The following is a 12,316-nucleotide window of genomic DNA, read 5'->3' on the forward strand; positions in this document are numbered from 1 at the left end:
CCAGACTACCTACAATTCAAAGCGCGCTGTGTCTGACTGGCTCATTCCGTCGGTCACGATCCCCGGAACGACCGGTCACGATACCGGAATCATCGGCCACGATAAACGGTATACCCAGTAATTGCACTAAAACCGTCTAACACCGGTTAAGTGGTGGTTGGAGGACTGCAATGGGCTGGTTTCGGTAAAAAGTCTCAGTTTGCATATATTTTTTCTATTGCTTGCCGATTGGAATTGAGCAATGCAATCAACTCGGGGTCAAAATGTTTGCCGGATTGAGAGTTCATGTACGCAAACGCCTCTGCAAGTGACCATGCTTTCTTGTAGCAGCTGCTGTTGATCAGGCAATCCAGTACGTCAGCGACCGCAGCAATCCGGCCTGCCTGGCTGATTTGCTCGCCCTGGAGGTTCTGCGGATAACCGGAACCATCCCACCGCTCATGGTGCTCTAGCGCGATCACAGCACCCAGCTTGTGCAGCTGCGATCTGGAGTGGGACAAGAGAGTGTGGCCCTCGCGAGCATGGGTTTTCATGGTCTCCCACTCCTCGGCAGTCAATGGGCCGGGTTTGGTCAATATCTCGTGCGGTATGCGGGCCTTACCTGTATCGTGCAGTGTTGCAGCCACCCGGATGAGCCCCGCGTCTCGCTCGTTGACTCCGCTCTGGGCCGCCAGCAAGGCTGCAATCAGACCCACCCGGTGCAAATGGCGATCCTGGGTGGGTTCGCCACCGCGCTTCTCGATGGCCCACCCCAAAATGGCAATGGTGTCGTTCTGGGCGCACTCGGTATCTTCGCGCAAGAGCAGTCCGTCGTAGGCGATCGCCACGTTTTTCGAAAAGACCTCGAGCAGTTCGCGAGCCGCTTCATTGATGGATTCAGGGAACGACATGTAAATGGTGCTCTCGCTGCCTGACTGCGTGCGAAAGTACCCAGCGTAATACTGGTCGCCATGGTGGCTGGTTTTTTCGTTCAAGGTCCGCTTCAGGGCGATCTGCACTTCGACAGGCAGGTTGGCAACCTCTTCGTCGATCATGAGGCGGGCATAGGCCTTGGTTGCCGCGAGCACCCTGATATGGCCGCCATTCGTACTCGCGGTGTAGGCTGCCAGGTGGCTGGCGCACAGACCCTCGCCATTGAGGTCCAGCAGAAAGTTGACCTGCTCCAGCACGGCAGAAGCAAAGCTGCGCAACGTGTGCGACTCGTAGACCTGGCCGATGGCTTCAATTGAGCGGCGCAATCCCTGGCGTGCATGTTCAATGCGCATCAAATCCCGGTAAGCACGCAATCCTGCATAAAAGACCGTTATCAGCTTGCGCCGTGTGAGGTCGGTCTTCTCTTTGTAATCGTTGATGTCGTAATCTCGGATGACCTGCTCTTCTGGCGCTTGACCCGGCTGTCCTGTGCGCAAGATGATGCGCACATTGACATTTCCGATGTCTTCGCGAATATGGCGTGCCAGATCAAGCCCGGCGTGCTCCGTCTCCATGACAACGTCCAGCAGGATCAGGGCGATATCGTTGGGGGCACCCAATTTCGCGCGCGCCTCGGCTGCGCTGTAGCAATGCGAAAACTGCAGGAGACGGCCGTCCATCTCGAAACCGGCCATTACCAGCTTCGTCACCTCATGGACCGCGGGATCGTCGTCCACTACCAGCACCTGCCAGGGAGTGAGTCGCCTGACGGGAGTCAGCTCGGACTGTTCTTCACAAAAAACCAGATCGTCTGACATAACGGGGGGGCCCCGGCAAGGTGGAAAACGTGCTTTGAAATCAGTTTATAGGATTGTGGCTGCGATACTACGGTCCATGCAGTTACAGGACATTCTTTATTCGCAGGGTTTTGGTACACGCAGGGTGTGTGCCGGTCTCATTCAACAGGGTTTTGTTGAGGTTTATTCGTCAAAAGATGCCGTAGCCCCCGTGCTTTGTGCGCAATCAGCTACGGAATTTGTAGCAGAAGGTCTGCGTTTTCGGGTTCAGGGCGTGGACTGGGAGTATTTCGAAAAGGCCTATGTGATGTTGCACAAGCCCGCCGGCACCGAATGCTCTCAAAAGCCCTCCACCTACCCCAGCATCTACACCCTGCTTCCGTCGCCACTGCGGTTGCGCCCACAAAAAAGCGCCGTGCAGGGCGTGCAGGCGGTAGGGCGGCTTGACCAGGACACCACGGGCTTGTTGTTGCTGAGTGATGACGGCCAGTTCATTCACCGCATGAGCTCTCCCAAGAAGCACAGCCCCAAGGTTTACGAAGTCACGGCCAAGCATCCTCTGGACAACAAGCAGGTCGAGCGCCTGCTGGCAGGTGTCGTGCTGGATGACGACCCCAAGCCCGTGCGAGCCGCTGCCTGCGAGATCGTTGATGCAGACGGTGCTTCCTTGCACCTGCGCCTGACCCTGACCGAGGGCAAATACCACCAGGTCAAGCGTATGCTGGCGGCCGTGGGCAACCGCGTAGAAGGCTTGCACCGGTCAAAAATGGGTGCGCTGGAGTTACCCGCTGACCTGGCGCCGGGGCAGTGGCGCTGGCTGAGGGCAGAAGATCTGGAAAAACTGCAGGTCAAGGCAGCAGTCTGACCCTTCGAGGCGGCGGGCTGTGGCTTGTGTGTGTCTGACTTGAGCCAAGTCATACATTCCGCTTCCAACTAGGGGAAAATACGGGGTTGGCGACTAAACTCGTGTCCTACCCGTAAAGTGACTTGCTGTGACGACTATTGCTTCTCGAACTGCTTCTTTGATGCGCTGCCTGAACCGCTCGCTGGCCCGGATTGCCCTGCTGGCCGCCGCGGGCACCACCTTGGCCGCTCCTTCCGGGGTTTGGGCACAGGCGAAGCCGGTTTTTGTGCTCAACTCCCTTGACGCCAACGTGAGCGTAATCGATCCCGTGAGCTGGAAGGAGATACGGCGTATTGCTACGGGTAAGGAGCCGCACCACCTGTACCTCTCTCCGGACCAGAAGTCCATCATCGTTGCCAACGCATTGAGCGATTCACTGACGTTTATTGACCCCAAGACCGCTGAAGTTCAGCGAGTGGTCCGAGGCATTGTTGATCCCTACCAGCTGCGTTTTTCTCCTGATATGAAATGGTTTGTGACCGCTGCCAATCGTCTGAACCATGTGGACATTTACCACTGGGACGGTTCCGAGTTGGTCCTGGCCAAGCGCGTGCCCACGGGCAAGACGCCAAGCCACCTCTGGATTGACAGCAGCAGCACCACCATTTACAGCACGATGCAGGACAGCGATGAACTGGTGGCCATCGATTTGCCGACCCAAACCATCAAATGGCGCAGTCCTACCGGGCCCATGCCTGCCGATGTTTTCGGTACACCAGACGACAAATTGTTACTCGTAGGCCTGACCGGAGGCGACGGCGTGGAAGTGTATGACGTGACCGGAGCCAAGCCGAAGTTGCTGCAACTGCTGAAAACCGGCAAGGGCGCGCATTCGTTTCGCGCCGCCGGTGACAAGCACCATGTGTTCGTGAGCAACCGGGTGGCCAACACCATCAGCAAAATCGATTACCTGGCCATGAAGGTGGTTGATACCTTTGACGCACCCAGTGGGCCGGATGACATGGATGTGTCTCCCGATGGTCAGTTCATTTACGTGGCGTCACGCTGGGCCGGCAAACTCACCGTGATTGATACCCGGACGCGGCAGGTCGTACGCCAGATCAAGGTTGGAAAATCACCCCATGGCGTCTGGACGCTGGACCATGCGCCGCGGCAATAACGTGACTACGGGTGTGGTGATGGCTTGTCGCCAGTCGTTGCAGCTTGCTATTATTTTCATAGCTGCTTGTGCAGTATCCACGGGGGCTAGTGCGCAAAAGTCTTGTGAAAAGCCGTTGTATCTGACGCTGGACACGGGGCATATGGAGATTGCACCACTGGTGGCTGAGGTGCTCAACCGCCAGAATGTCAAGGTTACCTTCTTTGCGGCCAATGAGCGCACCAAGGAGGGCGACGGCAGCCTCGGGAACTACTGGGCTCCCTGGTGGAAAGCACGGGCCGCTGAAGGGCACGAATTTGCTTCCCATACCTATGATCATGCGTATTGGCGCGGTGATCTACCCGGTGTAGAGCCCCGGTTTCGCATTCGCCCCACGTCGGGTGCGTTTGAAGGGCGTGAATTCACCTGGGATGCCGCTACATACTGCGGTCAGATCGACCATGCCGCGCAGCGCCTTCAGGACTTTACCGGCAAGAAGACGTTGCCCTTGTTTCGTGCGCCTGGCGGCAAGACTTCGCCACGCTTGCTGGCCGCAGCGAAGGCTTGCGGCTATGCGCATGTGGGATGGGCTCCCGCCGGCTTTTTGGGGGATGAGCTGCCCAGCGAGAAATTCAGCAATGACGCCTTGCTGGGCAAGGCGTTGCGGGATATCCGCCCTGGTGACATCCTGATGGCGCACCTTGGCATCTGGTCGCGCAAAGACCCTTGGGGACCCGCCGTACTGGAGCCCTTGATTGTCGGCCTCAAGGCCAAAGGTTTCTGTTTCCAGACCTTGCGTGAGCATCCAGCCTATAAAAGCTGGATTGCGGCGCACGGTCAATAGCCGGCGTCCCCAATGATGTCGGGTCCGCTGTGAATTCATTTCTCGATGCGTTTGCCAACGCCTTTTCTTCGGCGCAGGCGTGGCTTTTTGAAGTGCTGGTGCAGCCGCTCATGTTTTTCTTTGGCATGGCCAGTCTGCTGGATGATGGCTATGCGGCCACGGGCTGGCTTTTGGTCGGCCTGTTGCAACTGCTCGTGTTGATTGCGGTGATCGGGCCACTGCAACGCTGGCGACCGGTGGAGGCTGTTGTCGACTCGGCCACCATTCGCACCGACATGCTCTACACCGTGATCCACCGGCTGGGGCTGTTCAGGCTGGTGCTGTTTTTCACGCTCAGTCCGCTCTTCGACCAGTGGTTTGGCGCCTTGCGGGTAGCGGGATGGGAGACCTTCCAACTGGATGCCATGTGGCCGGGTGTGACCGACCAACCGGTTGTTAGTTTGTTGATGTACCTGGTTGCGCTGGATTTTTTCAACTATTGGCTGCACCGCAGTCAACACCAGTTCGAGTGGTGGTGGAGCCTGCACTCCTTGCACCATGCCCAGCGCCAGATGACGATGTGGAGCGACAACCGCAACCACTTGCTGGATGACGTGCTGCGGGATACGTTGATGGTCGTTCTGGCGCAGCTGATTGGCATTGCGCCGGGGCAGTTTGTGGCCATCGTTGCGTTCACCCAGCTCAGCGAAAGTTTTCAGCATGCCAACCTTCGCCTCTGGTTTGGCCGCGTCGGTGAGCGTCTCTGGGTCAGTCCGCGCTTTCATCGACTGCACCATGCGATTGGCATCGGGCACGAGTCGGCGGGCAAGCAAACCTTGGGAGGACACAATTTCGGGGTATTGCTGCCGTGGTGGGACATGCTGTTTGGCACCGCGAATTTTGAGCAGCGCTTTGAGGCCACCGGCGTGCGGGACCAGGCGGAGCAGGGGCGCGACTATGGGCGCGGCTTCTGGAGCCAGCAGTGGCAGGGCATCAAGCGCCTTGCAGGCCGGGCCTGACGCAGAACCGCCCCGGTGCCAGAACGTTATGCTTGGCCCATGAATCTCTTTCTTGACTCCTTCTGGCGCGCAGTAGCGTACTGCCTGCACCCACGGGTGATTCTCCTTTCGCTATTGCCACTGGTTTTAATGGCCGTTCTGGCGCTGGGTCTCGGGTATTTTTATTGGTATCCCGCACTGGATTGGGTGAGCTCCCTGCTGGAATCCTCAACCGTATTCAACAATGTGTGGAGCTGGCTGGAGGGCATAGGCGCTGGCAAGGTCAAGGTCGTAGCGGGGCCGCTGATTGTTATCTTTGCAGTAACACCGGTGCTGGTGGTGGTCTCGTTGCTCGCTGTGGCAGTCATGATGACGCCCGCGCTGGTTTTCCTGGTAGCGCGAAACCGTTTTCCGAAGCTTGAGCGCAAGCGTGGTGGCTCGACATTGCTGAGTATTGTGTGGTCACTGGGATCGACCTTGCTGGCCTTGGTTGCCTTGGTCGTGTCGACACCTCTTTGGCTGGTGCCCCCCTTGATCATGATTTTGCCCCCCCTCATCTGGGGCTGGCTCACCTACCGTGTGATGGCATTTGATGCGCTGGCAGATCACGCCAGCAAAGATGAGCGTCGCGAGATTTTTCGTCGCCACCGTGGTTGGCTGTTGGGTATTGGCGTCATCACCGGTTTTTTGGGGGCCGCACCCAGCATTGTGTGGGCTTCGGGCGTACTGTTTGCCTCCATGTTCGTGATTCTGGTGCCGGTGGCGATCTGGATTTACACGCTGGTGTTTGCGTTCTCGTCGCTCTGGTTCGCGCACTTCAGCCTGTACGCACTGCAATCCCTTCGGGCTGAGTCGACTGCTAGGGCAAATGTTGCGGCTGCGCCACCTGACGCGTTAGCATTGCCGGATGACAAAGCCTCTGGACCAAACCCTATCCCCTGAACCCGCAGTCCGCTTTGGGCTGATCATTGTTGGAGACGAGATTCTTTCCGGCAAGCGAGCAGACAAGCATCTGCCCAAAGTCATCGCGTTGCTGAAGGCGCGCGGACTGCAACTCGATTACGCCCACTACGTTGGTGACGATCCCGACCGCATTACCGAAACATTGAAGCGTGCGTTTGAATCCGGTGACGTGCTCTTTTCGACCGGTGGCATCGGTGCCACGCCGGACGACCACACGCGCCAGTGCGCTGCAAGGGCCTTGGGTCTGGAGCTGGCTTTGCATCCGCAAGCTGAAGCGCTGATCCGCGAGCGTATGCAGGATCTGGCACGGGAGCAAGGCGTGCCCTGTGAACCCGATCGCAGCGACAACGCGCACCGGCTCAACATGGGCATGTTTCCGGTGGGCGCTCAGATCATTCCCAATCCATTCAACAAAATCGCGGGCTTCAGCTGTGCAGGCGCCGGGAATGGCCGCGTTCACTTCGTACCCGGTTTCCCCGTGATGGCCTGGCCCATGATTGAATGGGTGCTGGACACGCATTACCCGCATTTGTTTACCCAAAACGCCTGGATTGAACGGTCCGTGATCGTGTTTGGTGCCATGGAAGCGGCGCTCACCCCACTGATGGAGGAAATTGAAGGCACGCATGCGGTGAAGGTATTCAGTTTGCCGAGTGTGGATCACGCCGAATATGGGCGCCACATCGAATTGGGCGTCAAGGGAGAACCTGTGGCGGCTGGCGCAGCCTATGAAGCAATGCGGGCTGGCTTATTGAGATTGAATGCCCGCCTTGGCCCTGAATTGGTGCGCGAATAATTTTGCACCAACTAAGTGCGGCAATTGGGGGTCCGATAATGGTGCATTTGCTCTGGTGAAGGGCTTGCTGAGTGGGAAGCCGTCGCATGTCTTTGACATAGGGAGCAAAAAAACCATAAATCTCAGGGCAAAATAGAGCGCTTTATCAAAATAAGCTGCAATTCGGTTTTTGGCACAAAAGCTGCATTGTGGACAAGGCAATTTTTTTACAACCGTGCAACAGGAGTATTTGATGGCCAAGACCGTCGCAGACGTGATGAAAATGGTGAAAGAGAATGAAGTCAAGTTTGTTGACTTCCGCTTCACCGATACCCGCGGCAAAGAGCAGCACGTGACTGTGCCTGTTTCCCATTTTGACGAAGACAAGTTCACATCGGGCCACGCCTTCGACGGTTCATCCATCGCCGGCTGGAAGGGCATTGAAGCCTCCGACATGCAGCTGATGCCTGACGCAAATACCGCCAACATCGATCCATTCTTTGAAGAAACCACGATGTTCATGAGTTGCGACGTGGTCGAGCCTGCGGACGGCAAAGCGTATGACCGTGATCCACGCTCCATCGCCAAGCGCGCTGAAGCCTACCTCAAGGCGTCTGGCATTGGTGACACGGCGTTCTTCGGTCCTGAGCCAGAGTTCTTCATTTTTGATGACGTGCGCTGGAATACCGACATGTCCGGCACCTTCTTCAAAATCGACGAAGGCGAAGCACCCTGGAATTCGGGCAAGAAAATGGAAGGCGGCAACAAGGGCCACCGTCCTACCGTCAAGGGCGGCTACTTTCCTGTGCCACCAGTCGACAGCACGCAGGATATGCGCGCTGAAATGTCCCTGATTCTCGAATCACTGGGCATTCCCGTTGAAGTGTTCCACCACGAAGTGGCAGGCGCTGGCCAAAATGAAATTGGCACCAAGTTCAGCACGCTGGTTCAGCGCGCGGACTGGACCCAGATGCTCAAGTACGTGGTTCAAAACGTCGCGCACGCCTATGGCAAGACCGCGACGTTCATGCCCAAGCCCATCGTTGGCGACAACGGTTCCGGCATGCACGTGCACCAATCCATCTGGAAAGACGGCAAGAACCTGTTTGCTGGCGACGGCTATGCTGGTCTGTCTGACTTCGCCCTGTACTACGTTGGTGGCATCATCAAGCACGCACGTGCATTGAACGCCATCACCAACCCAGGCACCAACAGCTACAAGCGCCTGGTTCCAGGCTACGAGGCACCGGTGAAGCTGGCTTACTCGGCTAAAAACCGCTCGGCTTCCATTCGCATTCCATTCGTGGCAAACCCCAAGGGTCGTCGTATCGAAGCGCGTTTCCCTGATCCACTGATGAACCCGTACCTGGGCTTCTCTGCCCTGATGATGGCGGGTCTGGACGGTGTGGAAAACAAGATCCACCCTGGCGAAGCAGCCACGAAGGATCTGTACCATTTGCCACCCGAAGAAGATGCGTTGATCCCAACCGTTTGTCACAGCCTGGATCAGGCCCTGGACTGCCTCAACGCAGACCGTGGTTTCCTGACCAAGGGCGGCGTGTTCAGCGACAGCATGATCGACGCTTATATCGAACTGAAGATGGGTGAAGTGACGCGTTTGCGCATGGCTACGCACCCCATCGAATTCGACATGTATTACTCCCTGTAACACTTGCTGTCAATTTGGCAGCCAGACGGTGAGTTAATAGGGACGGCGAAAGCCGTCCTTTTTTTTGCAACCTATTTGCTCAATTGAAGTCCAATAAAGTCTTGAGCCGCTGGGCGCTTTATGATCTGGCCAATTTTGGCGCATACTGGCCTGACAGCCCTTGCACTTTGATGCGTGGACACCGAATGAAAACGATATATCTGATCCCCGTTGTTGCTTCGCTGGTTGCTACTTCCAGCTGGGCAGAAGAGCGCATTTACAAATGCGACAACAACGTCTATACCAACACGCTGCAAGATCCAAGGGCACAAGGCTGCAAGCCCATCAGTGGCGGCAACGTGACGGTCGTGCAATCCCAGCGCCCCAACCCTGCAACGGCTGCGCGTGCTCCAGCCGCATCACAGCCTGGTCAGCGCATCGACTCAGGCGATCAGCGCGCCAAAGATTCCGATGCCCGCATGATTCTGGATTCCGAGTTGAAAAAGGCCGAAGCGCGCCAGGCCGAGTTACTCAAGGAATACAACAACGGCGAACCAGAAAAGCTGGGCCCCGAGCACCGTAATAACCAGAAGTATGTGGACCGAATTGCGGAGCTCAAGGCCAATATCAGCCGCAACGAGAGCGATATCGCAGGCATACGGCGTGAGCTGGGCAGGGTGACCACTGGTTCAGGCGCTTCTGCAGCGAAATAACCCGCGTGGACGCGCCAGCCCGGTTTTCGCTATTTGACCTGTTAGCCACACTGGTTGCGGTGGTGAGATCCGACGCATCGGTGGTGTTTTCCAACTCAGCCCTTGAGGACGCACTGGGAACCTCGCGGCGCATGATCGTGGGGTCCTCCTTTTCCGAAGTGTTCACGGAACCGCTGCAGTTGCAAAGTGCGCTCGAAGGTGCGAGCGAAAACGAATTTTCGGCCCTCCGTTACGACGCCTGGCTCAAGCGCTTGGGGCAGGAACCCATGCCGGTGCACGTCATCATCACCCGCACCGAGCCAATAGAAGAGATCATTGTTGAGATGATCCCCTTGGAGCAGCAAACCCGACAGGACCGTGAAGAGCGGCTGGCCGAGCAGGCGCAAACCAACAAGGAACTCATCAGGAACCTGGCACATGAAATCAAGAATCCGCTTGGCGGCATTCGGGGTGCTGCACAGTTGCTGGAAATGGAAATGGAGTCACCCGAGCTGACCGAATACACCCAGGTCATCATCCACGAAGCCGATCGGCTACAGAGTCTGGTCGATCGTTTGCTGGCGCCTCATCGGCGCCCGCACATGGTGGGCGATGTCAATATTCATGAGGTGTGCGAGCGGGTTCGTTCTCTCATATTGGCCGAGTTTCCCAAGGGTTTGCGTGTGGTTCGGGACTACGACACCTCAATCCCGGAGTTTCGGGGTGATCGTGAGCAGTTGATTCAGACGGTATTGAACATTGCTCACAACGCCTGTCAGGCGCTGTCTGAGCGCATTGCGGCAGGGGATGCGCTACTGACATTTCGTACCCGCGTCACGCGGCAGATAACTTTCGGCAAACAGCGCTACCGGTTGGCATTGGAATTGCATGTCATTGACAACGGACCTGGTGTGCCAGATTCGATCAAGGACCGCATTTTCTATCCGCTGGTGTCGGGCAGGGAAGGCGGCTCCGGGCTGGGGCTGACATTGGCGCAAACCTTTGTACAGCAGCACCATGGATTGATCGAAGTCGATAGCGTGCCAGGCCGTACGGATTTCAAAATATTGATTCCGCTTCCGTAATAGCCAGAACTTGGGGACGCAAAGAACATGAAGCCGATTTGGATCGTAGATGATGACCAGTCCATCCGCTTCGTACTGGAGAAAGCACTCCTGCGCGAGCACCTGCCCACGCGCAGTTTCTCCAATTCACGGGATGTATTGGCCGCATTGAACACGGCATCAGACGATGACGGACCGCAAATTCTGGTCAGCGACATTCGCATGCCGGGTGGCTCGGGTCTGGATTTGCTGGAAAAAGTCAAAGCCAAGCATCCGGGCCTGCCCGTGATTATCATGACGGCGTTTTCCGACCTGGACAGCGCAGTGAGTGCTTTTCAGGGGGGGGCCTTTGAGTACCTGCCCAAACCTTTCGATTTGCCCAAAGCGGTCGAGCTGATTCGCCGTGCGGTCGAGGAAAGCCAGCGCGAGGAAGTGGCCGAAGAACGCATGGCTGAGGCCCCGGAGATGCTGGGCCAGGCACCCGCGATGCAGGATGTGTTTCGCGCCATCGGTCGATTGAGCCAGAGCAACGTCACAGTCATGATCACGGGCGAATCGGGTTCGGGCAAAGAACTGGTGGCCCGTGCACTGCACAAGCATTCACCACGCGCCAATGGGCCGTTTGTTGCTATCAATACTGCAGCAATCCCGAAGGACTTGCTGGAAAGCGAACTGTTCGGCCATGAACGCGGTGCCTTCACTGGCGCGCAGACCATGCGCCGCGGCCGGTTTGAGCAAGCCGATGGTGGAACCCTGTTTCTGGATGAAATTGGCGACATGCCGTTTGAATTGCAGACCCGCTTGCTGCGGGTGCTGAGCGACGGGCATTTTTACCGCGTAGGCGGCCACAGCGCGGTGAAGACCAATGTGCGGGTGATTGCTGCGACCCACCAGGACCTGGAGCAACGCGTCAAGGACGGCGTGTTCCGTGAGGATCTGTTTCACCGTCTGAACGTGATCCGTTTGCGCCTGCCGGCCCTGCGGGAGCGCAAAGAAGACATTTCCATGCTGACGCGGCACTTTCTGCAGCAAAGCGCGAAGCAACTGGGTGTGGAGCCTAAGCGTATTTCTGAGGCCTCTTTGGCTTGGCTGGAAGTTTTTGGCTTTCCCGGTAACGTGCGGCAGTTGGAAAACATTTGCCACTGGCTGACGGTGATGGCGCCAGCACAGGTCATTGAACCCAAGGATCTACCGCCCGAAGTGGGTGTATCACGTCCGGATGTTGCACCGACGGCCGCAGCCCAGGCGGTGAAGTCCGCCCCGTCCTCGCCAGCAATCGTTGCCGTATCTTTCACTGCGGAGCCGGATGTGGCCGATGTGCCCATTCCATTACCAGCCCAGAGTACACCTGCAACCGGGTGGGAGGCTGAGCTGGAACTGGAGGCCGTGTCCTTGCTGGGTGCGGGTCAATCTGACGTGTGGGATGCCTTGACGCGCCGCTTTGAATCGCGGCTGATCTTGGCGGCACTTGCCAATACAAAAGGGCGCCGCATTGAGGCTGCACACAAGCTGGGCATTGGCCGCAATACGATTACCCGCAAAATCCAGGAACTGGGGCTGGAGTAGATTCACCCCGTTTTTTGCTTCGCGTTTGCAAGTCATAATCCCGCACAGGGGTGGAAGGCAAGTACGGAGCGAATG

Annotated in this window: 11 protein-coding genes; 10 read left to right on the forward strand and 1 reads right to left on the reverse strand. The window is 57.2% G+C overall.

Annotated features, from left to right (window positions below):
* Positions 1 to 194 precede the first annotated feature (194 nt).
* Positions 195 to 1,730, reverse strand: a complete 1,536-nt coding sequence (locus tag AC097W_RS13555; RefSeq protein WP_479603109.1) for a DUF3369 domain-containing protein — start codon at positions 1,728 to 1,730, stop codon at positions 195 to 197.
* 76 nt (positions 1,731 to 1,806) lie between these two features.
* Between AC097W_RS13555 and AC097W_RS13560 the strand changes: the two genes are divergently transcribed.
* From AC097W_RS13560 to ntrC, 10 genes are all read left to right on the forward strand, one after another.
* Complete coding sequence (locus AC097W_RS13560; protein WP_479603111.1) at positions 1,807 to 2,574, forward strand: 16S rRNA pseudouridine(516) synthase; 768 nt, start codon at positions 1,807 to 1,809, stop codon at positions 2,572 to 2,574.
* A gap of 160 nt (positions 2,575 to 2,734) precedes the next feature.
* Positions 2,735 to 3,733, forward strand: a complete 999-nt coding sequence (locus AC097W_RS13565) for a YVTN family beta-propeller repeat protein (RefSeq protein WP_479603113.1) — start codon at positions 2,735 to 2,737, stop codon at positions 3,731 to 3,733.
* 19 nt (positions 3,734 to 3,752) lie between these two features.
* Entirely contained in the window at positions 3,753 to 4,556 is an 804-nt protein-coding gene (locus tag AC097W_RS13570; protein WP_479603410.1) for a polysaccharide deacetylase family protein, read from the forward strand.
* 29 nt (positions 4,557 to 4,585) lie between these two features.
* Positions 4,586 to 5,554, forward strand: coding sequence for a sterol desaturase family protein (locus AC097W_RS13575; protein ID WP_479603115.1), 969 nt, complete (start codon positions 4,586 to 4,588; stop codon positions 5,552 to 5,554).
* 39 nt (positions 5,555 to 5,593) lie between these two features.
* Positions 5,594 to 6,475 (forward strand): EI24 domain-containing protein, encoded by an 882-nt coding sequence (locus AC097W_RS13580; protein ID WP_479603117.1) that lies wholly within the window; start codon positions 5,594 to 5,596, stop codon positions 6,473 to 6,475.
* Complete coding sequence (locus AC097W_RS13585) at positions 6,441 to 7,292, forward strand: competence/damage-inducible protein A (protein ID WP_479603119.1); 852 nt, start codon at positions 6,441 to 6,443, stop codon at positions 7,290 to 7,292. The genes AC097W_RS13580 and AC097W_RS13585 overlap by 35 nt, the downstream gene beginning before the upstream one ends.
* A gap of 232 nt (positions 7,293 to 7,524) precedes the next feature.
* On the forward strand, positions 7,525 to 8,940 hold the full coding sequence (gene glnA / locus AC097W_RS13590; protein WP_479603121.1) for a type I glutamate--ammonia ligase: 1,416 nt from the start codon (positions 7,525 to 7,527) through the stop codon (positions 8,938 to 8,940).
* A gap of 185 nt (positions 8,941 to 9,125) precedes the next feature.
* Complete coding sequence (locus tag AC097W_RS13595; protein WP_479603122.1) at positions 9,126 to 9,632, forward strand: hypothetical protein; 507 nt, start codon at positions 9,126 to 9,128, stop codon at positions 9,630 to 9,632.
* A gap of 5 nt (positions 9,633 to 9,637) precedes the next feature.
* Positions 9,638 to 10,696: a nitrogen regulation protein NR(II) gene (gene glnL / locus AC097W_RS13600; protein WP_479603123.1), complete on the forward strand. Its 1,059-nt coding sequence runs from the start codon at positions 9,638 to 9,640 to the stop codon at positions 10,694 to 10,696.
* A 27-nt stretch (positions 10,697 to 10,723) separates the two neighbouring features.
* Positions 10,724 to 12,241 (forward strand): nitrogen regulation protein NR(I), encoded by a 1,518-nt coding sequence (ntrC, locus tag AC097W_RS13605; protein ID WP_479603125.1) that lies wholly within the window; start codon positions 10,724 to 10,726, stop codon positions 12,239 to 12,241.
* The last annotated feature ends 75 nt before the right edge of the window (positions 12,242 to 12,316 follow it).

This window comes from Rhodoferax sp. GT1R46, from assembly GCF_056521285.1.